Origin of the sequence: Mucilaginibacter sp. L3T2-6 (genome assembly GCF_030519355.1) — a bacterium.
Classification (GTDB): Bacteria; Bacteroidota; Bacteroidia; order Sphingobacteriales; family Sphingobacteriaceae; genus Mucilaginibacter.
In genome coordinates, this window is record NZ_JAUMKC010000016.1 from 60,025 (window position 1) to 82,326 (window position 22,302).

Below are 22,302 nucleotides of genomic sequence, written 5' to 3' on the forward strand. Positions count from 1 at the left end.
TGTAATCCGCCAGATATACCGACGAGGTTGCCTTGCTTGTATCTTGCTCGCCAATGACAAAGTTTGTTATACGGGGTATATCCTCTTTTACAAAAACCCTCCCCTATCATCAAAAAATAGTGTAAATTCGCGGCGGCTTTAAAAACGTATCATTAATCCACTGTTTTTGCGTTATTAAAGCATTGTTTTTCGGACTCTTTACACAGCGAACAGCGCCAAATACGAAATGACGCAAATTAAAAACATAGGGCTTTTTACTTCAGGCGGCGACTCGCCGGGCATGAATGCCGCCATCAGGGCGGTTGTGCGTTCGGCTATTTATTATGGCATAAATGTAACCGGTATCCGCCGCGGTTACGAGGGTATGATAAAAGGGGATCTGTTCCCAATGGACCGCAAGTCGGTAGCTAACATACTGCAGCGCGGCGGTACCATGCTGAAAACAGCCCGCAGCGACTACTTCCGAACACCTGAAGGACGTAATGAAGCCCATGAAAATTTAAAAAAACACAACATAGATGCGCTTGTAGCCATAGGCGGCGACGGTACCTTTCGCGGTGCGCGCGTGTTTGGTGAAGAATTTGACTTTCCGGTGATCGGCTTGCCCGGTACAATCGATAACGACCTTTGCGGCACTGACTTTACCATAGGGTACGATACTGCTATAAATACGGTGATCGACGCTGTTGATAAGATCCGCGACACGGCCGAATCGCACGACAGGCTGTTTATTGTGGAGGTGATGGGCCGCGACTCGGGCTTGATCGCTTTGCGTACCGGCATTGCAGCCGGCGCAGAAACCATCCTGATCCCGGAAACAAAAACCGACCTACAGTCTGTTTATGACAAACTGGAAAGCGGCCGTAAAGATAAATCCTCAAAAATTATCATGCTCGCCGAAAACGGCGAAGCAGGGGATGCCTTCGAAATCGGCCGCCAGATAAAAGAGCGTTTTCCGAATTACGATACCCGCGTGTCTGTACTGGGCCACATACAGCGCGGCGGCAGGCCATCGTGCATGGACCGCGTACTGGCAAGCCGCCTGGGGGTTGCCGCGGTAGAAGCTTTAATGGCCGGCCGTCGTAACGAGATGGTTGGCTTGATACATAACGATATTGTGTATACGCCATTCGAGCACGCCACCAAGCACATTGCCGAAATCAATCCTGACTTTTTAAAGATCGTTGAGATTTTGGCGATATAACCGGTTCCGGGAAATGATCAGGCTAAACCGGTGCATTTTTTAATCAGCGGTTGTTTCACGGCGATTGATATTTCTCCCACGAATTGCCGCCTTGCCCCATAAATGTTTTATCGACGATAAGACGGATAACCTCGTCAATTTCATTGCCCACCGTTAGCAGATGTTCTATAATTTCCCTGTTGTCGGGATTAAAAAAGTTCACCCTGTCCATAATAGCAATGAGGCCCAATAAACTGGCTACCGGGCGTCGCAGCTCGTGGGAAGTTAATGAGGCAATGTGACGCAGGCGATCGTTCTGCTCAATAATGGCTTTTTCGGTCTTGAGCCTTTCTGTAATGTTACGTGCAAAGCAGCCCACGCCAATTATTTCATTTTTAGACGTACAGATGGGGTTAAAACTCACTTCAAACGATAGCGTTTCACCAGTATCCGGGGCTACGCTTTCACTAACAATAGAATATGCTTCGCCGGCGAGCGCACGGGCGTAATAACCCTTCCAGGCATTAACCGAATCCTCATTATATCCCGAATGCAGGTAGGAATAATCACCGGGCCGGGGCGCAACACCGGTTAAATGTGCAACCCGGCTGCGGTAAGCCTGGTTCATGTAAACATACCTGGTTTCTTTATCAACCGACCAGATCTGGTCTTCGGTGTTATTAATCAGGGCTTCAAGGCTGTTTTTCGTGCCGATCAATTCCTGCTCCCGTAATAGCGCTTCTTCCTGGTAACGCAATTTATCAGTTACGTCAGCAGCAACCACAATGCGGCAATTCGTATCTTTATATTGTATATCGTGACTGGTAATTTCAACGTAAACAGCGTGGCCCGCTTTCGTTCTATGCTTCCACATGCCTGAGCGGACGATACCTTTGGTTGCAGCTTGGTTTACGCTATTTTCATCAAGGTGATTTTCAAGCTCTTTTACATCTTCCTTACTCCTTAAATCGCGAATGGTAAGCGATAAAAACTCTTCTTCATTATAACCGTAGCTGCGGATTGCTGCATTATTTACTTTTAAAATGCGCAGGGAGGCTATATCATAAACCCACATCGGGCTGGGGTGATCATCAAAAAAGAACCCAAGTCCGTTAAGAGGTAAATCCTGCATATATTAAATTAAGTCCCTTGGGCATATTGTAAAAATAACAATTATTTTTGCGATAGTACTGATTACAGTTGGTTTTTGAAAGAGGTTTTTGGTTTTTTGTGATCAAATGTTGAAGGCCTTGCATCAAAAATAGTTCAAAGCTTAGTAAGGCCGCCGAATAATAAACAACCATTTGAGGCGCCTTACTACTGATAAACTAATCTTAATGAGATTTTTAAATAATAAATAAAAATCCCTACCTTTGCCTCCCCGCAGAAAGAACTCCGGGGATAATGTTGAATACATAAAATTAAACAATGGCAACTAAAATCAGATTGCAAAGACACGGTAAAAAAGGCAAGCCCTTTTATTACATCGTGGTAGCCGATGCGCGCGCGCCGCGTGATGGCCGTTTTATTGAGCGTTTAGGCTCATACAACCCTAACACCAACCCTGCAACTATCGACATCAACTTCGATAAAACGCTTGATTGGGTGAACAATGGCGCACAGCCAACCGATACCTGCCGTGCAATCCTTTCTTATAAAGGTGTATTGTACAAAAAACACTTGCAGGGCGGCCTTAAAAAAGGTGCATTGACTGAAGAGCAGGTTGAATCGAAATTCCAGGCATGGCTTGACGCTAAAGAAGGAAAAATCACCGGAAAGAAAACAGGCCTGGTGAACGCAAAAGAAGAAGCTAAAAAAGCTGCCTTAGCTGCTGAAGCTAAGAAGAAGGAAGCTAAAGCCGCTGCAATTGCTGCTAAAAACGCTCCGGAACCAGAAGCTGCTGCCGAAGAAGAAGTATCTGCTGAAACTGAAGCACCTGCAGAAGAAACACCAGCTGCTGAATAATTTCTATAGCAAACTAATTATAATGGCGAAGCGACCTAGGGTTCTTCGCCATTGTTGTTTTAATATATCAAAGTTATAACCATCACGATGGGTTTAAAGCCCTTAGCTATGGTTGAAATGCCTTCATCATGACAACAGATGATTGTTTCCGCATAGGCAGTACCGTAAAAACCAAGGGGCTGAAAGGTGAGCTGCATGCTTATATAGATTTTGACGACATCGGGAAGATAAAATTCAACTCGGTTTTCCTGGAAATCAACGGCAAGTTGGTGCCTTATTTTATCAGTTCGATGAAATACCTGCAAAAAAACGCGGCCTACCTGGTTTTAGAGGATGTGGATACTATTGAAAAAGCTGCGCCGCTTGCAAAAAAAGATATTTATCTGCCCAATAAGCTGAAGCCTAAAAAGAAAAAAGAAGAATTTACCCTATTCGATTTGGCAGGCTTTACCGCCATAGACGACCACGAAGGTGAATTGGGCAAAATAACGGACGTGCAGGAATATCCCCAGCAAATACTGGCCACCGTTAACTATCAAAACTGCGAAGTACTATTCCCTTTGAATGCGGAAGTAATAAAGGGCATTGATGCAGTAAAAGAAATTCTATACGTTGATTTGCCCGAAGGATTATTGGATATTTATTTGGGGTAATCAGATCTGTTTTATCATATTTAAGAATGCAACTTCATAAAAGTATAAAAGCTTGTTCGCTATTCGATGGGGGTATGCAACGCATTACAAGTACAAATACCTTGGTCTTGTATGATATTGATTATCAATTACTCTCCATTTTTCCGGCTGCGAAAAGCGTAAGCCTGGCCCCCTCCATAAATCACTGTAAGTCAGCTTTTTTTAAAAATGGTAAAACTGCAAAAAGCTGATTATTAACATTTTATACAGCGTTCGGGGTGTTCGGTGTTGAGAAAAACGGAACACCTTTCGACGAAGGGTGATTATTAGAAAGATAAGCTTCAGCCCATCGGTAATTCATTAAGCAGTTAGATTTCCACTTTTTACAAAATTTACTTGATTGAATGTAAAGTTTATTTTACATTTGGTAAATTAACCTTTACAAAATGAAATCGGGCTTCCTTTTTCCTTATTGGTTTCGATTTTTGGGCTGGGGATGTGTTATTGCGCATGTGCCACTGTCAGTTATAGGCCGCAGCCAGGGCATGACCAATGCGCTGGACCAACCAACCGCAGCGCAAAATCTTTTCAATTCTGAGCATTTATTTTTTATCGCCACTGCGCTCTTAATGACGCTCGGGCTTTTCTTTGTAGCATTTGCGAGAGAAAAAATCGAAGATGAGCAAATATGGCAGCTGCGGCTCAACTCGTTACGCTGGGCTATTTATATCAATTATAGTATCCTGCTTGTCAGCCTGGTTGCTATCGGTGATACAGTGCACATCCTGGAACTGAATTTATGGGTACCCTTATTATTTTTTATTATACGTTTCAGGTGGCTTATCTATCGGCTTAACCGCCCGGCAAACGAAACGGCTGGGTTATGAAGAACACGATACGAATTGAGCGGGCCATAAAAAACATTACGCAGGCCGAACTTGCAGCAGCCGTTAACGTGTCCCGCCAAACAATTAATACTATCGAGAGTAATAAATATGTGCCCTCGACTATCCTGGCATTAAAAATAGCGCGGGTATTTGGCAAACCGCTTGAAGAAATATTCATACTGGAAGATGGGGATTAAAAAAATCAGGAAATAATACAAGCGAAAAGTATATGAAAACTAAAACGACATTTGCGCCGGAGCTGATCATCCCGAATGGAATAACCGATATCAGCTTTTATAGCAAAGCCTTTAATGCGGTTGAATTGTGGCGGCTGAACAATGATGACGGCTCGGTACATGTAGCCGGTTTTACCATTGATGACGCACTCTTTCACATTCATGAGCAAACTGCACATAATGGCGGGTTCAGCCCGGATAAGTACAACGGCACAACTGTTGCTATCGGTTTAATGGTAGATGATGTACATGCGGCGGTCGCCCAGGCCGAAGCCGCCGGCGGTCAGATCACCTCGCCGGTAACAGACTATGATTACGGTTATCGGCAGGGCAGTATTACCGATCCGTTTGGGCATCATTGGACTATTGAGAAGATCATCGATCCTGATATTTTAACAAGCGGCAATTATGGAAAATAACGTAAACGGAAATTTTGAAACAGCCATACGGCCAACGCTGTCGGTAAGCAACGGTATTGCCGCGGTGGAATTTTATAAAAAGGCTTTTAATGCAGCAGAGCTAATGCGTGTGAGCACCCCGGATGGTGCTATTGTCGCAGAGCTTTCCATAGAAGGGGCGCGTTTTTTTGTGGCTGACGGCGCTGCAGATAATGAGCATACACCCGTAGGCGGAGCCATTCCTATACGAATGGGGCTGATCGTTGCTAATCCGGATGCCGTTGCCGCCAGCGCAAAGGCAGCAGGCGCTATTGAAGTTTATCCGGTTGCCGACCAGCATTATGGTTATCGCCTTGGCCACTACATCGACCCTTTCGGGCATCACTGGGAGATTTGCAGGCCGCTGCATTCACACTGATTTACAAATTATATAGGCTGATTTTACCGGAACTACATTAAAACCTTTCGGCTTCCGCCTTTAGCTTTCACCTCCGAAAGAGTTATCTTTGCCCCATGCGTTTTGATATCATCACGGTTTTGCCGGGCCTGCTCGAAAGTCCTTTTGCCCACTCCATTTTACAGCGTGCACAAAAAAAAGGGCTCTCGGAAATCGTGGTGCATAACCTGCGCGACTATTCTGACCATAAACAAAAAAGCGTAGACGACTATCCCTACGGCGGTGGCAGCGGCATGGTAATGACCATACAGCCTTTTGCCAATTGTATAGAAAAGTTAAAGGCCGCGCGCGAATACGACGAAGTGATCTTCATGTCGCCCGATGGCGAAACGCTGAACCAGCAAATTGCCAACCAGCTGTCTGTAAAAAAAAATATCATTATACTGTGCGGTCACTACAAAGGCATAGACCAACGCATACGCGACATTTTTGTAACACGCGAGATATCCATCGGTGATTATGTATTGTCTGGCGGCGAATTACCAGCTGCCGTATTGGTGGACGCAGTAGTGAGGTTGATACCCGGCGTGCTGTCTGACGAAACCTCTGCGCTATCGGATTCCTTCCAGGATGGGCTGCTCGACGCCCCTGTTTATACCCGCCCCGCCGATTGGAATGGCCATAAGGTACCTGATATACTGCTCAGCGGCAATACCCCCGAAATTGAAAAGTGGCGCTTTGAGCAGGCCGTTGAAAGGACCAGGGCAAGAAGGCCTGATTTGTTGGAAGAGTGACAAATTGCAAACCGCAGTGGCGTGTTGCATACACACCAACTATCCATACAAAGTAATGTTTACAGCATTAAATCTCCAGCGTTTGCTGCATGCGCTAAAGGTCTATTCAACCTAAAAGTGTAATTTAGATTGCAACCAAAATGCACCCCTTGCATTATAGTGCTGCAGCCATGAACCGCCAGCAGGAAGAACATCTTATTGAAGAATGCCGTACCGACAGGGCTGCCTTCGGACAGGTGTTTGATTATTGGTATAAACCGATATTCGGCTATATATTGCGCCGCACGGCCGACTACGACCTTTCAAAAGACATTGCCGCGGAAACTTTTCTTAAAGCATTTTTGAAAATCGGCAGCTTCCGTTACCGGGGCATCAGCCTTTCCGCCTGGCTTTACCGCATCGCTACCAATGAGCTGAATCAATATTATCGCAACAGTAAATACAAGCCACGGTCGCTGCAGCAATTGCTGGAGAACCCGCAAATGGAAAAATTGCTGCACCAGCCGTGCGATGATGAACGCGAAATAATGGAAAGAGAGCTGCAGGCCTTTGCCGACTTTAACGAGATACGCGCCAATCTGCTGAGGCTGGATATTAAGTACCAGGAAGTGATTGCGCTGCGCTATTTTGAGCAGAAAACCAATAGCGAGATCAGCACCATACTAAATAAAAATGAAGGAACTGTAAAGTCGCTGCTATCGCGCGGGCTTGAAAAATTAAGAAACTTGCTTTAACGCTGCAACTAATCACTGCATTTGCATTATAAGGGTAATTAACATGAAAGAGGAAAACGAATTTTTAAAGAAAATGGAGACCCTGAAAGTACCTGAAGTAAACCCGGCGCAGCACCCCGGCATGGTAAAAATGGCCATCATGAATGCGCAGCGTTCGGCGGCGCTGGGTGTTTGGCTGATAATAGTGCCGTGCTATTTTTTGCTTTGTGTTTTAATGTATTACTATTTTCATATTAAGGCGGGGTGGTTCGGATCGATGTTCACCCAGATAGCAGGCCTGGAAAATATAAAAGGCATGGTTTTTTTTGCTCCGGTCATTTTCCTGTTATTGCCGGTTATTTGCATCATTATTAATGCACTGGCTATCACACATGTAAGCTTTCAGCGGATGGACCTTGATCGCAGCAAGGCGCGCGAATTGAATATCACCATAAAAATAAAAATGTTAAACATTGTGCTTATCTTGATTAGCATAGCAATACTGTTTGCTTTTTTAAGCTTTGCAATGACTGAATCCATATCTATTAAAAATTAAGATCATGAGGCTAAACTGGTTTACACGCAAAGGAATATTTTATAAACCCGCATCAGTGACCGGCTGGGTGTTGTTCGTCATTGCCGTTGTTTATGCGGTTTATACGTTTATCGACATCGACAAACGTTCGCATTCAGTTAGCGATACGCTCATTAACTTTGTTTTTAACCTGCTGCTGATAGGGGTGGTTTATTCTGTTATCGGGTATTTTACGGAGGCAAAAGTGGAAAAGACTGAACGCGCTGAATAGATTATATAGGGTTGTTAGCAACATCACAACACGGCGACTTAATCAACTCAATCCAACATAATCAACCGCGCACAAAAAAATTTACAATCCCCCTTTTTTATATTAAAAAAAATCTCTATAATTGCAATCCGATTTTTACGGGCTAAAAATCGGCTTTAAGAGCTAAAAATCATGGATTTAGTAAAATTTGTTGAGGAACAATCAGTAGAGAAAAGAGAACTTCCATCTTTTAAATCAGGAGATACGGTAAGCGTTCATTATAAAATCAGGGAAGGAAATAAAGAACGTATCCAGGTTTACCAGGGTGTAGTTATTCAGCGCAACAGCGCCGGAAGCACTGAAACCTTTACTGTTCGTAAAGTATCAAATGGAATTGGTGTAGAGCGTATTTTCCCGATCAACTCGCCAAATATCGACAAAATCGAAGTGAATAGCTTTGGTAAAGTTCGCCGTGCAAAACTTTACTACCTGCGTAATCTTACCGGCAAAGCAGCCCGCATCAAATCAAAGCGAGTTTAATTACACTGACCTCAAAAAGGTAGTTAGTTACGATACACAACGGCCTTTCTGGTATTCCGGAAGGGCTTTTTGCTGTTTTAATTTTTGCGGCGACACAGAACGGTACTTCGCTATCCTTCCCATAACGGCTAACTCGCTATCTTTTTAACAAATGCATGATTTTAATTTCCGGTTAAAACAATCAGGAATGTTTTGTGTTTCATCAGACACAGTGGTGTAAAGTCCCTAACATTGATAAACCAGCAAGATTATAATCCAAGCACGCCTGCGGATAACCCGGTTGATTTCCTTTTGTTCGAGAATCTGCCTATCGCGATATATACCTGCGACAAATCGGGTAAAATTACTTCATTTAATAAAGCGGCTGAATCACTTTGGGGGCGTATTCCGGAGGCCGGGGACAAATGGACCGCCAGTAGAATATTTACAATTACCGGCGAGGAGGTCATGCCGGAAAATAGTCCACTGGCACGAACAGTAGCTTCAGGCGTACGGGGTAATGTCGACGAAATTATAGTTCAACGGCCCAACGGCGACCGCTTATATGTACAGTCGCATCCTGTTCCGGTTTTCAATGCTGCCGGCGAGGTTACAGGCGGAATCAATACCCTTATTGACGTTACAGAAAAACGCAGCAGCGAAAACAAACAGGCAATGCTTGCGGCTATTATTGAATCGTCCGAAGATGCCATTGTAAGCAAAACGCTCGAGGGTATTATTACTACGTGGAACCACTCGGCCGAAAGAATGTTTGGTTATAGTGAAGCCGAGATCGTAGGCAGATCCATCATGACGATTATACCCGATAACCGCAGGCAGGAAGAAGATTTAATTATCAGTAAGATAAAAAAGGGTGAAAAAGTTGAACACTACGAAACTTACCGCCTCACTAAATACAATACAGAAATACCCGTTTCGCTTACGATATCGCCAATAAAAAACAAAAATGGACAGGTAATAGGCGCTTCAAAAATCGCCCGGAATATTACAAAACAAAAAGATGCCGAAGAAAGTCTGCAGCGTTACGCCAATAATCTTGAAACGCTGAATACCGTAAATAATATGATTTCTGAACACCTGGATGTGCAGGAAATATTGCAGCAGGTAACGGATGTTACCACACAGGTAACAGGTGCGGCGTTTGGTGCATTTTTTTATAATAAGGTGGATGAGCGCGGTGAATCATACATGCTTTATACCTTATCGGGCGCCCCGAGAGAGGCTTTTGAGAAATTTAGTATGCCGCGCAATACGGCTATTTTTCATCCTACATTCAGTGGCGAGGCAACGGTGAGATCTGACGACATTACCAAAGACCCGCGTTATGGCAAAAGCGCACCGCATTATGGTCAGCCAAAAGGCCATTTGCCGGTAGTGAGCTACCTGGCTGTACCTGTAATTTCTAAATCAGGCGAGGTGATTGGTGGTCTTTTTTATGGTCACCCTCAGCGGGGTAAGTTTACTGTTCACCATGAGCACTTAATTGAGAGCGTGGCCAAGCAGGCAGCCATAGCACTTGAAAACGCGACACTTTATGAAGAGATCCGTAAGCTTAATTCCAAAAAGGATGAATTTATTGGCCTGGCCAGCCACGAGTTAAAGACACCTGTGACCAGCCTGAGTGGCTACCTTCAGATTATTAACCGCCGCCTTCCTGAAGGTGATGCTAATAAATCTTTTATAGAAAAAGCCCTGGTGCAAATTAATAAACTTACCGGGCTGATATCTGACCTGCTTGATGTATCGAAAATTGAAACCGGACAACTGCCGCTGTCGTTTACCCAATTCGACCTGGTGCAATTAGTCAATGAGGTTACAGAGCTTATACAATATTCGGCTAGCACCCATGTACTGAGGCTTAACTCAACGGTTGATAACCTTAGCGTGACCGCCGACAGGCAGCGCATAGAGCAGGTAATTATTAATTTATTGTCAAACGCCATAAAATATTCCCCGGGAGCAAGCGCCGTTGACATTTCAGTGTCGGCAGACGGAAATAAAGCGCTTGTGTCGGTACGCGACTTCGGCCCCGGAATAAATAAAGGCCAGCAGGAACGCATTTTTACGCGCTTTTACCGTGTAGAAGACATGGCGGTCCATATATCGGGCCTGGGCATTGGCTTATTTATAAGTAAAGAGATTATAGAGCGGCACAACGGTCGGTTATGGGTGGAAAGTGAGGTGGATAAAGGCTCCGTATTTTTCTTTGAGATCCCTTTAGATTAACGCTGCTCCCTTTCAGCGGCATTTCCCGGGGCGATCTGCCCGACGCCGAAATACTGCTCCAATTCATTTAAGGTTGATGAGCTAGTGGCAATATCTTTAATAATTTTTCCTTTTTCCATCAACAGCACCCGGTCGCATACGTCAGTGATATGATTTAGGTCATGGCTTGATATTAACGTAGTTACGCCCCGGTTTTTATTAATGTCCTTTAAAATGCTTTTTAACCTGAATTGTGTGCTTGGATCTATGTTGGCAAAAGGCTCATCCAGCATCAACAATTCCGGACCTTGCAGCAGGCATGAAGCTACGCCAACCTTGCATTGGTTACCTTTTGAAAGATCGCGAATATATTTGCCTTTTTTTAAAATTTCCCCGTTGAAAAAATCGGTAAGCCCTGCCATAAAATCATCTACATGAGCCCGGCTTTGCTGATGAAGGCTACCTATGAAATAAAAGTATTCCTCGGGAGTAAGGTAATCAATCAAAAAACCTTCATCAAGGTATGAAGCCGTGTAATTCTTCCAATTTTCATGTCCGGCCACATTTTCGCCATTTGATGATACATGCCCGGCATCTGGCCGTATCAGGTCGAGCATCATTCGAAACATCGTAGTTTTTCCGGCGCCATTATTACCCACCAGGCCGACGCTTTCGCCCTTATTTATATTTAATTCCTGAACGTTTACGACGACAGCGCCGCCATAAACTTTTTTAAGGTTTTTAATTTCAATCATATTATTTGTTTCTAAACCCTTCTGCTATTGTATAACGTTTATTGTAAAAATCGGCCGCCAGCTTGTTAATCCAGAAACCGCGGGTAAGTACGCCTGTCAAGCCTATAAGTCCCAGGAGGGCCAGCCCGGTATTGGCCTGGTGAAGCAATGCCAGGGGGCCGTAGATGAGGAATGGCGTAATCAATAAAGGGAGCGATAAAATCCACTGATTGCTGCCGATGCCTTCCCAGTTAAATGCAGCGCCCCTGGAAAGATCCATACGCTTATAATTACGGTTCGCAAAAAACAGCACGATAGTGGTATTTACGCCGATGTTCCACATATACATTATAATCTCGATCACCAGCGTTTTCCAGCCGAAATAAACATAGGGAGTGGTAAGCAATAAAAACAGTGTCGAAATAATAGTGAATAACAGGTACTTGGCCTTCAAAAAATCAACGAAGTTTACTTTGCTCACCAGCAGCCCATCAAAATGCGAAGCCTGCCAGCTGTACATAAACTGCCCGTAATTAATGATGAAAATACCGGTCATAAACATGCTTACAAAAACCTTATACCCCTCGCCGCTCATTTTTGGATTGGTATAAAATATGAGTCCGTAAAACATGATGAATAAGCCCATAATAAACGCTGAGCGGGACCGCTTGTTACGGAATATCAGTTTAAGTTCATTGCCCACCAGATCTCCGATATTGCCAAAATGATTAAGTAAGGGATAATCGGTGCTGTTTTTATATCTGGCTACTTTACGGGAGCCAAGTTCTTCCAGGTAAAGATTATCCTTCAGATATAAAAAATTAAGATAATACATAGCTGCTCCTAGTATTACGGGAACAATGGCCAGTACCGGATAGTGAATTAAGTTGCCAAAAAACAGGTAAGAAAAATTACGTATTGAAAAAATATGCCACAGAAAATCAGATAAGCCGATCAGGATGATTACGGCGGCCGCAACTAAAAATATCCAGCCGTTTAAATTCGCTTTTCTTTTCAAATAAAGGGCCAAATAGTTATTAAAAACGGTAAGCCCTGCTATGGAAGCAATGAAAGCTATAGCGGCAAGGCCACCTGATACCGGCGCAATAACCTTAAAAACAAAAGGCACGAACAGCAAAAAGGGCCAAAGATTAAATACCGAAAAAAGCGCAGTAAATGCAAGATAGCGAACCAGTGAGTTCCGTTTTACCGGCAGCTGCAAGTATGGCTGTACACGTAATGTAGGCAAGTCCTGTAATTGCAGGCGGGAAAAAAGGTCGGTTAAATAATACAACAATATGATACCGCAATAAGTGATCATCATATCCTTTCCCGCAGCTTTTTCTAAAAATTTATCGAGACCAAAGCCGATAACGCTAACAATAGCCAGGAAATATAAAATCAACAGGCCCATAACAATACGCACAGCAATGCTTTTACCGGTATTTTTGGAACGCCAAAAGGCCTTTAACTCATGCCGAAGAAAAGTCGACGTCATAAATGCGATTAGTTAATAAGGGTAATGATAGGCAAAAAAACGCAGTTTAGGGGCGTTCAGGCAAATTTGATAAAAATAAGTGTTGGATTCAGGTGTAATCCTAAAACAATTTTCTGAAAGTGTAATAAGTCAATATTTATATCTCTCGCCCCAAAGCTTTCTTAATTTTTCTTTGGTTTCATTTTCGCGCGGATTGTTACCAGGCTCATAAAGCTTGGCGCCTTTTATAGCGTCGGGCAAAAAATCAAGGTCAGTAAAATTGCCTGCGTAGCTGTGGGCGTATTTATAATCCTTTCCGTAGCCGATATTTTTCATCAGCCTGGTAGGTGCATTACGCAGGTGCAGCGGTACAGGCAAGTCGCCGGTTTCCTTAACCATCGCTATAGCAGCGCCAATTGCCGTGGTTGCTGAGTTGCTCTTGGCTGATGTAGCCAGGTAAATAGCAGTTTGCGATAAAATCAATTGCGATTCGGGCATGCCAATTTTGTTCACCGCCTCAAAACAGCTTTGCGCTAATAACAGGGCGTTAGGATTTGCATTGCCAATATCTTCCGAAGCCAATATCAGCATCCTGCGCGCAATAAACAACGGATCTTCACCCCCAACAATCATCCGCGCCAGCCAGTACACGGCGCCGTTAGGGTCGCTGCCGCGCATGGATTTTATAAAAGCGGAAATGATGTCATAATGCTGCTCACCGGTCTTATCATACAGTGCCATATTTTGCTGCACATGTTCCAGCACATTCTGGTTTGTAAGCGTAATTTTCTTTTCGGTAAAGGCGCTTACCAACAGCTCAAAAATATTCAGCAGCTTGCGTGCATCGCCCCCGGAAAGGCGTAGCAGGGCCTCAGTTTCTTTTATGGCGATGTTTCTTTTCTGCAGTACTTCGTCTTCCTTCATTGCTTTGACTAACAAACCCATCAGGTCGTCTTCGTTCAAAGGCTGTAAAATGTAAACCTGGCAGCGCGATAACAACGCCGAGATCACTTCGAAGGATGGATTTTCTGTAGTGGCGCCAATCAGTGTAACGATGCCGCGCTCTACAGCGCCAAGAAGAGAATCCTGCTGCGACTTGGAGAAACGGTGGATCTCATCGATAAATAAAACCGGCAATGCCTCGCCTTCTGATTTTAAGACCGAGGCCCTTTCAATCACTTCCCGCACATCTTTTACGCCCGAATTGATAGCGCTCAACGAGAAAAATGGCCTATCGAGCGTTTGAGAGATGATATAAGCCAGCGTAGTTTTACCTACGCCTGGCGGTCCCCAGAATATCATCGACGGCAATGAGCCCGATTCAATAGCTTTACGCAATACCGCACCCGGGCCAACCAAATGTTTCTGACCCACATAATCGTCGAGACTTTTCGGACGCATACGCTCCGCTAAAGGCGGCAGGTTGTTCATAGGGTAAAAATCGCAAAAGAAAACGCCATATCCTAAAAAAGTTAGTAATTTTAAAACAATAACATGAGCAATAAGTTTACACGCGATACTCACCATTTCCTCTGCGATGAGCTCGCCAAACGCGACAGCGACCTCGCCACTATCCTTGATAATCACGGCTATCCGCCTTTCTGGAACCGGCCGAACAGCTATGAGACGTTAGTGCATATCATCCTGGAGCAGCAGGTATCTCTGGCATCCGCGCTGGCGGCTCTCAATAAATTGAAAGAACGTTTAGGAGGATTGACCCCGGCGAAACTGCTTTTATTGAGTGACGAAGAAATGCGGGCTTGTTACGTAAGCCGCCAGAAAACTATCTACCTGCGATATTTGGCGGAAGCGTTATTAAGCGGGCAACTGGATTTATCAGCCCTGGAAGATATGCCCGGCGATGAAGTTCGCCTGAAGCTAACAGCTTTAAAAGGCATTGGTAACTGGACGGCCGATATCTACCTGATATTTGTTTTGCAACATGCCGATGTGTTTCCAATCGGCGATCTGGCAGCAGTAAATGCCTTAAAGCGGGTAAAAAATCTTCCGTTAGCTGCAACACGTGAGGAGATTTTGCAAGTAGCGGAACAATGGCAGCCATACCGAACCATTGCCACTATGTTACTGTGGCATTTTTATTTATCGGCGCCGGGAACAAAGAAATAGCCGGACTTCCGGGGGCTCGAAAATTCCGGCAGTTTTATCAGGAATTCTCCTTTCATGCCCCACCGCTTTCAAAATTCGTGTATTCGGAAAAACTTTGCAGCATTCTTTTATCTAAATAATAAATTTTGCCTTTGGTGCAACGCAAGCATCAAAATAGTAGTCTGTTACATTAAACAAACCGAATGTTATGAAAACATACTTAACCTTACTACTAGTAGTATGCCAAAGCGCTGCAGTATTAGCCCAGACCGATAAAACGCCCTACCTCACCAAATCATTAGCTAACAATGCCATCAACAATGTTGTTGTATCCACCTCCGCCGGCGGTATTATGGTGAGCGGTGAGAGCGGACAATCACCTCGTATTGAAGTTTACATCAAGAGCAACAACAACCAGGAATTATCAAAGCAGGAAATCGCCAAACGCCTGGAAGAAGACTACCTGGTGAATATAGACGTAAACGGCCATGAGCTAAGCGCTACCGTTAAAAACAAACATAATTTCGTAAATTGGAGACGCCAGCTGAGCATCTCTTTCAAGATATATGTGCCGCAGGCGGTATCTACCCATTTAAGAACCAGCGGCGGAGGGATCAGTCTCGACAATCTGAAGGGGAACGAAGAATTTTCGACCAGCGGCGGAGGCCTTGACGTTGAAAAGGTAACCGGTGTGATCCGCGGGCGTACCAGTGGCGGCGGCATTAACGTACGTGATTGCGGAGACGATATCGACCTGCATACCAGCGGCGGCGGTATTGACGCCAGGAATTGTACCGGAAAGATCTCATTAGTAACCAGCGGCGGCGGCCTTGAATTGAATGACCTGAAAGGTACCATCAACGCACATACCAGCGGTGGAGGGATTAATGGCGGAAATATTGAAGGTGAATTAATAACCTACACTTCTGGCGGCGGCATAGATTTAAGGAATATGAACTGCAGCCTTGACGCCGGTACCAGCGGCGGCGACCTCCGTGCCGAAATGAAAGGTACAGGAAAGTACGTTAAACTGCGCGCCAGCTCCGGCAGCATCGACCTGGTTTTGCCAACAAAGGGCTTTAACCTTGACATCGCTGCCCAGCAGGTTAGCCAGTTAAAACTCACCAACTTTAGCGGCGAGTGGAACAGGAACCATATTCGCGGCGCCTTGAATGGCGGCGGCATTCCGGTTGAGGCCCATGCATCAAGCGGCAACGTTAATATCAGGTTCAATTAATCAGGATAACCCGTTACCTGCTAAAACAAGAATGGCCGGCTTTTTGACAAGTCGGCCATTCTTGTTTTTATACAATCGTGTGATCTTTTCCCTATCGGTAAAATCCAAAAAATTAAAATTCTGCGTTTTTAGGAAACCTGGGGAACGGTATCACATCCCGGATGTTACCCATACCGGTTACAAATAATACCAAACGCTCAAAGCCTAAGCCAAAACCTGCATGCGGGCAGGCCCCGAAACGACGCGTATCCAGGTACCACCAGAGTTCCTCTTTAGGTATGCCCATTTCGTCCATACGTTTCTCCAGCCTGTCGAGGCGTTCCTCGCGTTGTGAACCGCCGACGATTTCTCCGATACCAGGGAACAGGATGTCCATTGCGCGGACAGTTTCATTGCCATTTGCATCCGGCTCGTTCTGGCGCATGTAGAATGCCTTTATTGCTTTAGGATAGTCGGTTAATATTACCGGCTTTTTAAAATGCTTTTCAACCAGGTAACGCTCATGCTCCGACTGCAGATCAGTGCCCCAGCCTTCAACCAGGTACTGGAATTTCTTCTTCTTATTCGGAGTAGATTCCTTTAGTATATTGATGGCCTCGGTATATGTAAGACGCTCGAAATCGTTGTTCAAACAAAATTCCAGCTTCTCGATAAGCGACATTTCTGAACGGTCCTGCTGTGGCTTTTGTTTTTCCTCCTCGGCTAAACGCTGACTTAAAAATGCCAGGTCGTCGGCATTTTTGTCCAGCGCATATTTTATGACGTATTTCAACAGCGCTTCTGCCAGATCCATGTTGTCATTCAGATCATAAAATGCCATTTCGGGCTCAATCATCCAAAATTCAGCCAGGTGACGGGTGGTATTTGAATTTTCAGCACGGAAAGTTGGGCCAAAAGTATAGATATCGCTCAGGGCCATGGCGCCTAATTCACCCTCCAGTTGGCCGGATACGGTAAGATTGGTTGGCCTGGCAAAAAAATCTTCAGAAAAATCAATTTCTCCGGTGTCAGTTTTTGGCGGGTTAGCCAAATCAAAGTTGGTAACGTGGAAAGTTTCGCCTGCACCTTCCGCATCCGAAGCAGTAATAATTGGTGTATGCAGATAGACAAATCCTCTCTCCTGGAAAAATTGGTGTATAGCAAATGACAAGCTGTTACGCACCCTGAAGATCGCGCCAAATGTGTTGGTACGGAAACGAAGATGTGCGATCTCCCGCAAAAATTCAAGGCTCGGGCGGTTTTTCAATTGCAGCGGGTAGCTTTCCGGATCACAATCGCCCAATATTTCAATTTCCTTTGCTTTTAGTTCTACACGCTGACCTTTGCCCATCGACTCTACTAATAAGCCTGTCGCACTAATTGCCGCGCCAGTGGTTATGCGTTTCAGCAGGGCAGCATCTGTATTTTCAAAATCAACAACAACCTGCAGTGTATTATTGGTCGAGCCATCATTTAAAGCAATGAACTGATTATTACGGAACGAGCGTACCCATCCTTTAACAGTAATTTCAACGTTTGTTTCAGTGCTCTCTAGTAATGCTTTAATCTTTTTCCGCTGGCTCATATATTCATGTATTTTGAGGCTCAAAAATACGATAATTTGCTGTTTGTCTGAACCGGAATTAACAGAATTACCGAATTGACAGTATGCGTTTTATTATCCCTGGGCAATAACGGCTTAAAAATATCCGGTTCCTTTCAATACCGTTGCCTATTTAGCTAAGTTTGCCCATCATGAATCCAAAAGCCAGCCTCGTTATAGGCATCCTTTGCATATCCTTTTCGCCCATATTTGTAAAGCTTACCGACGCTTCACCCATTACCTCCGGGTTTTACCGCATTTTCATTGCCTGGCTTTGCTTGTTGCCCTATTGCGTCGCTAATAAAAGTTTAAGGATCGCGCGAAGAGATCTGATAGTAGCTCTTATTGGCGGTATTATTTTCGCATCGGATATTGCGGTCTGGAACCTGTCGCTCATTAAAATATCGGCGACGGTATCAACACTCATCGCTAACCTTGCACCGGTGTGGGTAGGGCTGATCACCTGGATTTTATTTAAGAAACAAGCCGGCAAGTTGTTCTGGATTGGAACTGGTCTGGCGATAGCCGGCATGGTGATACTGGTTGGTTATAAGCATTTGTTGTCGCTGCAGTTTAACATAGGTATTCCTCTGGCCCTACTGGCAAGTTTGTTTTATGCCATTTACATCATTATAACTCGCGGCATTCTGCAAAACATCAGCACCATAACCTTTATGTTTTACAATATGCTTGCCGGTAGTATTTTTCTGCTTATTGTAAATTTGGTAATGGGTGTTGAGATGATTCATTTCCCGGTGTCAGGCTGGCTGTGTTTCCTGGGAATGGGGTTGTTATGCCAGCTGGCCGGTTGGTTAACGATCAATCATTCCCTGCGTTTTTTGGAATCCACAAAGGTATCTATTGCATTATTGAGCCAAACTGTAATAGCCGGCTTTTTGGCGATCTGGTTCTTAAAGGAGACATTGGAAATAAATGAGATTATTGGCAGCGCTGTTGTATTGGCGGGTATCGCCGTAACATTTTTGAAGAAGAGAAATGTGGCAGTGTAATTTTAGATATAATATTCATAAAATGGGGGCGCTCATTGCAGTTAACTGTGATCATAGTGCTGCCAAAAAACATCGTGCCTAGCGCGGCGCATCCCGGACTGGATTGCCTGCGTTAATATGGAGTTTCTTAAAAAGGTGCTCCCGGTAATTAGCCCCTATTGGTATTTCGGCATTGTTTAATTCAATAATATTGCCCTTAACTGCTGCTATCTTTTCCATATTTACGATATATGAACGGTGTACCCTGAAGAATTTGTTCTGCGGCAGCATATCTTCCAATATCTTAAGATGCAGACTGGCCAACAGCCGCTTATTATCAATATATACCGAGCAAAAATCACGTTCAGCCTGTATGTAGCTGATCTCGCTATGGTTTACACGGATCAGCTTGCTGCCTTGCCTGATAAAGAGGTAATCGGGTACATCCTCCTTTTTACCTGGCAACTGCGTATGGTTTTGCATCCGCTCCATAGCTTTCTGCACTGCCTGGTAAAAACGTTCAAACACAATGGGCTTTAGCAGATAATCGACCGAATTCAGATCGAAACCTTCTACAGCATATTGCGAATAGGCAGTTGTAAACACCACCAGGGGCGGTTTCCTTAGCGAGCGCAGAAACTCTGTACCGCTGATAACCGGCATCTGAATATCCAGGAAAACCAGATCGACGGCGTATTCGTGTAAGCCTTCATAGGCCTCAGCTGCATTAATACAGCTTTTTACCAGCGAAACTTCCGGGATTCGATCGATATAAGTTTTCAGGATATCTCTTGCTATCGGCTCGTCATCAACTATCATGCATTTTATTTTCATACTAACTGTATTGTTAAATCCGCTGAATAAGTTGGTCCAGTTATCGAAGACTCGTATGAGTAGTCCTCCGGGTAGTAAAGCCGCAATCTTTTCTCAAGATTTTTTAAACCGATGCCGCCGTGCCTGGAGCCGCTCCGTTGCCGGTCAATATCGTTTTCAACCGTAAAGCGAAGCCGTCCATTCAATATGTCAAAAAAAATACTGATAAGCGACCCTGGTTCGTCCGGACTAAACTTAAATGCGTTCTCTATAAGCGGAATCAGCAACAATGGCGCTATTTCATAACCTGTATCATCCATGCTGCAATCGAAAACCACTTTTGTAAAATTCAATCTTACTTTTTCCAACTCAATATAATCATTGATTAATTTAACCTCTTTTGTTACCGGCATGCTATCTTCGTTCGAGTCATACAGTATATAGCGCAGCAGTTCAGAAAGACGCGATACAAGATTGGCGGATCGGTCTTTATCACCACTCATGATCAGGCCATAAATGTTATTCATGGTGTTGAATAAAAAATGAGGGTTTAGTTGTGCCTTAAGAAAATTAAATTCCAGTTGAATATTTTCTTTTGCAAGCTTTAAGCTATCTATACTGCTGCGGTAGGCATTTACAGCGATTTTAATACATAAAGGAATAAAAAGCGTCAATATCAGCGAAAATGGCGTCCCAAAACTCAATAAGCGCTTCAGCACAATGCTGGTAATATCCGACCGGATTAAACTGTAATAACCAGGCTGATGCTTTGCTAAGGTAATCATACAGTCCGGGCAGGCTTTTAACAAAATGCGTTCCGTGATGGTGTCAGCTATTGTATAAAGTATCAATAGTATAATTAGTAAAGCAAAAGTTTTAGCATACTTTTTTTTACGAAGAAGATGCTTCCAAAGAACCCCAGTCAGCACATAGTAAAAAGCAGCCACAAGGCCTGTGCTGAATAAACTCAACAGGGCCAATGTTGGTGGAGGAAAACCGCTGTAAACATTAAATGTGATCAAGGTAAGGTAAAACCGCAGCACAAACAGCAATCCCCAAAAAGCCGCGTGCAGGGCAATCCGGGCCAGCGTTTTCGGGTATAACAAATCGGTGATCTTAATTATTGGCATAAGTAAATTTGCCACTTTATGTTTATTACACCAATAAAAAAACGACGAACGTAACAAAAACGCCTGCAAACAAACGGTTCATGCCCATAGTAAAACGTTCAGAATTGTGGTATCAAAAGATAAACGAAATGCCGGACTGCTCTTATGTTAAGGCACAAATGCGCAAACATGAGCACAGTGCCTGTGGCCAAAAAAGGTAAAAACTCAGTTAGTGCAACAATCCGTCTTATCGCACCGGTTCATCGTGATAGAAGTAATTATTTAACTCAACTCGGGATGATAGCGTAGACCGGGTGTAAGAAAATACAGGAGCAGCATGCGGGAATAACGGTAATTAAAGGGGGAAAGAATTGTTACGAAACTTAGCATGATTACCAGGTAAAGCCAGGGATTATTGCTTCCGGTCAACACGGCAATCGCCACAGCGGAAGTAATAAGTTCTGCAACAACAAAAGCGTAACCTACATACATGGCTGCATAAAAATAGCCTGGTTCTTTTTCGTAAACCAACCCGCAATGGGCGCATTGTTTACGTATTTTGTTATCGAAAAACCTGTATGGGCCGTGCTCATATACCTTACCGACCCGGCATTTCGGACATTTGTAGCTTATTAATGCAGGTAATAAGGGAATGTACCTGGGGGATCTGTTAGCTTCCATACTTTCTGACTTTTGCTACAAAAATAAAAATATGGTTTTTCCTGATTGGTGACAATTGTCACCTTTTTTAATGCGGTTGCAATGGTAATTTAGAGCCTCCATGCATACTGGTCATCTATTAACGCCCGGTTGGACCCCTTGCTTTAGAATGTTTATCTTAATTGCAATAAAGAATAAGATATGAACAGGTTAAAATTGTTACTAACCCGGAAGAATGTGGCTAACTTAGTGATGGTGCTGATTGCAATTGTCCTTATAGTCAGTCCGCAGGCAAAAGCAATACTGATAATGGGTATGTTGAAGCTGGGATTGATGCGCGCCCCTACCGAAAGCACCGCTCCGGCAAAAACAGCACCGGCATTAAATATTTTGTTGCGTTCAGCAGACGGGGAAATTCTGCAAACGAGCCAGCAGCAGGGTAAAGTATTGATAGTTAATTTCTGGGCAACCTGGTGCCCTCCCTGCATAGCCGAAATGCCCTCAATCGATAAAATGTCCCGCCATTACCAGAACAATGCGGGTATAATGGTGCTGCCCGTAGACGTGGATGGCAATTTATCCCGGTCATCGGCATTTATGAAGGATCATCATTACGGCCTCCCGGTTTACCAGGTTGATACAGGGTTGCCGGAGGGTGTGTTTTCTGGCTCCATCCCAACCACCCTTATTATTAATAAGCATGGACAAATAGTTGCCAGGCATGAAGGCGCCGCCGATTATTCGGATAAGGCGTTTTACGATTATTTAAATAAGCTGTTGCAGGCTCCGTGACTGGCCAATAATAGGCTAACGTCTGTGAGGCATGGGCCCATCCCGTCTTTTTTGTTATTTTTGTGCTG

The 22,302-nt window shown here is 44.2% G+C and carries 25 protein-coding genes; 17 read left to right on the forward strand and 8 right to left on the reverse strand.

The genetic code is table 11. The features are described from left to right. The first annotated feature begins 226 nt into the window (after positions 1 to 226). Entirely contained in the window at positions 227 to 1,204 is a 978-nt protein-coding gene (gene pfkA, locus Q3W13_RS17220) for a 6-phosphofructokinase (protein ID WP_302865848.1), read from the forward strand. Positions 1,205 to 1,259: 55 nt separating this feature from the next. Here pfkA and Q3W13_RS17225 read toward each other — a convergent pair whose 3' ends face one another. Beyond that, complete coding sequence (locus tag Q3W13_RS17225) at positions 1,260 to 2,315, reverse strand: PAS domain S-box protein (RefSeq protein WP_302865850.1); 1,056 nt, start codon at positions 2,313 to 2,315, stop codon at positions 1,260 to 1,262. Positions 2,316 to 2,611: 296 nt separating this feature from the next. On the opposite strand from Q3W13_RS17225, the gene Q3W13_RS17230 reads away from it, so the two are divergent. The 12 genes from Q3W13_RS17230 to Q3W13_RS17285 all read left to right on the forward strand — a co-directional run bounded on the left by Q3W13_RS17230 (position 2,612) and on the right by Q3W13_RS17285 (position 10,756). Then, positions 2,612 to 3,148 (forward strand): 30S ribosomal protein S16, encoded by a 537-nt coding sequence (locus Q3W13_RS17230; protein WP_302865853.1) that lies wholly within the window; start codon positions 2,612 to 2,614, stop codon positions 3,146 to 3,148. A 128-nt stretch (positions 3,149 to 3,276) separates the two neighbouring features. Further along, positions 3,277 to 3,801, forward strand: a complete 525-nt coding sequence (rimM, locus tag Q3W13_RS17235) for a ribosome maturation factor RimM (protein WP_302865856.1) — start codon at positions 3,277 to 3,279, stop codon at positions 3,799 to 3,801. Positions 3,802 to 4,226: 425 nt separating this feature from the next. Further along, positions 4,227 to 4,667, forward strand: coding sequence for a hypothetical protein (locus tag Q3W13_RS17240; RefSeq protein ID WP_302865858.1), 441 nt, complete (start codon positions 4,227 to 4,229; stop codon positions 4,665 to 4,667). Continuing rightward, positions 4,664 to 4,864, forward strand: coding sequence for a helix-turn-helix transcriptional regulator (locus Q3W13_RS17245; protein ID WP_302865859.1), 201 nt, complete (start codon positions 4,664 to 4,666; stop codon positions 4,862 to 4,864). The genes Q3W13_RS17240 and Q3W13_RS17245 overlap by 4 nt, the downstream gene beginning before the upstream one ends. Positions 4,865 to 4,896: 32 nt before the next feature. Next, a complete protein-coding gene (locus Q3W13_RS17250) occupies positions 4,897 to 5,322 on the forward strand; it encodes a VOC family protein (protein ID WP_302865862.1) in 426 nt (141 codons plus the stop codon). Then, positions 5,312 to 5,719 carry a hypothetical protein gene (locus Q3W13_RS17255; protein ID WP_302865864.1) on the forward strand — a complete coding sequence of 136 codons (408 nt, stop codon included), beginning with the start codon at positions 5,312 to 5,314 and terminating at the stop codon, positions 5,717 to 5,719. The genes Q3W13_RS17250 and Q3W13_RS17255 overlap by 11 nt, the downstream gene beginning before the upstream one ends. Before the next feature lie 95 nt (positions 5,720 to 5,814). Next, a complete protein-coding gene (gene trmD, locus Q3W13_RS17260) occupies positions 5,815 to 6,492 on the forward strand; it encodes a tRNA (guanosine(37)-N1)-methyltransferase TrmD (RefSeq protein ID WP_302865866.1) in 678 nt (225 codons plus the stop codon). 140 nt (positions 6,493 to 6,632) lie between these two features. Further along, positions 6,633 to 7,226, forward strand: a complete 594-nt coding sequence (locus tag Q3W13_RS17265; protein ID WP_302865868.1) for an RNA polymerase sigma factor — start codon at positions 6,633 to 6,635, stop codon at positions 7,224 to 7,226. 43 nt (positions 7,227 to 7,269) lie between these two features. Further along, positions 7,270 to 7,761, forward strand: a complete 492-nt coding sequence (locus Q3W13_RS17270) for a hypothetical protein (protein ID WP_302865870.1) — start codon at positions 7,270 to 7,272, stop codon at positions 7,759 to 7,761. 4 nt (positions 7,762 to 7,765) lie between these two features. Further along, positions 7,766 to 8,011, forward strand: coding sequence for a hypothetical protein (locus Q3W13_RS17275; protein WP_302865871.1), 246 nt, complete (start codon positions 7,766 to 7,768; stop codon positions 8,009 to 8,011). Between the two features lie 171 nt (positions 8,012 to 8,182). Next, entirely contained in the window at positions 8,183 to 8,530 is a 348-nt protein-coding gene (gene rplS, locus Q3W13_RS17280) for a 50S ribosomal protein L19 (RefSeq protein ID WP_302865873.1), read from the forward strand. A gap of 231 nt (positions 8,531 to 8,761) precedes the next feature. Next, on the forward strand, positions 8,762 to 10,756 hold the full coding sequence (locus Q3W13_RS17285) for a PAS domain S-box protein (protein WP_302865874.1): 1,995 nt from the start codon (positions 8,762 to 8,764) through the stop codon (positions 10,754 to 10,756). Here Q3W13_RS17285 and Q3W13_RS17290 read toward each other — a convergent pair. The 3 genes from Q3W13_RS17290 to Q3W13_RS17300 form a co-directional block, all read right to left on the reverse strand. Then, complete coding sequence (locus tag Q3W13_RS17290) at positions 10,753 to 11,490, reverse strand: ABC transporter ATP-binding protein (RefSeq protein WP_302865875.1); 738 nt, start codon at positions 11,488 to 11,490, stop codon at positions 10,753 to 10,755. The two genes, Q3W13_RS17285 and Q3W13_RS17290, sit on opposite strands and share 4 nt — an antisense overlap. Position 11,491: 1 nt before the next feature. Next, complete coding sequence (locus tag Q3W13_RS17295; RefSeq protein WP_302865876.1) at positions 11,492 to 12,967, reverse strand: DUF5687 family protein; 1,476 nt, start codon at positions 12,965 to 12,967, stop codon at positions 11,492 to 11,494. 129 nt (positions 12,968 to 13,096) lie between these two features. Further along, positions 13,097 to 14,377, reverse strand: coding sequence for a replication-associated recombination protein A (locus Q3W13_RS17300; RefSeq protein ID WP_302865877.1), 1,281 nt, complete (start codon positions 14,375 to 14,377; stop codon positions 13,097 to 13,099). A gap of 63 nt (positions 14,378 to 14,440) precedes the next feature. Between Q3W13_RS17300 and Q3W13_RS17305 the strand changes: the two genes are divergently transcribed. Together Q3W13_RS17305 and Q3W13_RS17310 are read left to right on the forward strand one after the other, a co-directional pair. After that, positions 14,441 to 15,073, forward strand: a complete 633-nt coding sequence (locus tag Q3W13_RS17305) for a DNA-3-methyladenine glycosylase (RefSeq protein WP_302865878.1) — start codon at positions 14,441 to 14,443, stop codon at positions 15,071 to 15,073. 187 nt (positions 15,074 to 15,260) lie between these two features. Next, positions 15,261 to 16,289, forward strand: a complete 1,029-nt coding sequence (locus tag Q3W13_RS17310) for a DUF4097 family beta strand repeat-containing protein (RefSeq protein WP_302865880.1) — start codon at positions 15,261 to 15,263, stop codon at positions 16,287 to 16,289. A 112-nt stretch (positions 16,290 to 16,401) separates the two neighbouring features. Here Q3W13_RS17310 and asnS read toward each other — a convergent pair whose 3' ends face one another. Beyond that, entirely contained in the window at positions 16,402 to 17,853 is a 1,452-nt protein-coding gene (asnS, locus tag Q3W13_RS17315; RefSeq protein WP_302865882.1) for an asparagine--tRNA ligase, read from the reverse strand. Between the two features lie 170 nt (positions 17,854 to 18,023). On the opposite strand from asnS, the gene Q3W13_RS17320 reads away from it, so the two are divergent. Beyond that, positions 18,024 to 18,881 (forward strand): DMT family transporter, encoded by an 858-nt coding sequence (locus Q3W13_RS17320; RefSeq protein ID WP_302865883.1) that lies wholly within the window; start codon positions 18,024 to 18,026, stop codon positions 18,879 to 18,881. 78 nt (positions 18,882 to 18,959) lie between these two features. On the opposite strand, the gene Q3W13_RS17325 is transcribed toward Q3W13_RS17320, so the two are convergent. From Q3W13_RS17325 to Q3W13_RS17335, 3 genes are all read right to left on the reverse strand, one after another. Beyond that, complete coding sequence (locus Q3W13_RS17325) at positions 18,960 to 19,694, reverse strand: LytTR family DNA-binding domain-containing protein (RefSeq protein WP_302865885.1); 735 nt, start codon at positions 19,692 to 19,694, stop codon at positions 18,960 to 18,962. Next, the gene (locus Q3W13_RS17330) at positions 19,691 to 20,803 is read right to left on the reverse strand and encodes a sensor histidine kinase (protein WP_302865887.1); all 1,113 of its coding nucleotides are present in this window, start codon (positions 20,801 to 20,803) and stop codon (positions 19,691 to 19,693) included. Before Q3W13_RS17330 ends, Q3W13_RS17325 begins: the two co-directional genes overlap by 4 nt. 261 nt (positions 20,804 to 21,064) lie before the next feature. Next, positions 21,065 to 21,463: a DUF983 domain-containing protein gene (locus tag Q3W13_RS17335; protein WP_302865889.1), complete on the reverse strand. Its 399-nt coding sequence runs from the start codon at positions 21,461 to 21,463 to the stop codon at positions 21,065 to 21,067. A gap of 180 nt (positions 21,464 to 21,643) precedes the next feature. Between Q3W13_RS17335 and Q3W13_RS17340 the strand changes: the two genes are divergently transcribed. Beyond that, on the forward strand, positions 21,644 to 22,234 hold the full coding sequence (locus tag Q3W13_RS17340; protein ID WP_302865890.1) for a TlpA disulfide reductase family protein: 591 nt from the start codon (positions 21,644 to 21,646) through the stop codon (positions 22,232 to 22,234). Positions 22,235 to 22,302: the final 68 nt, after the last annotated feature.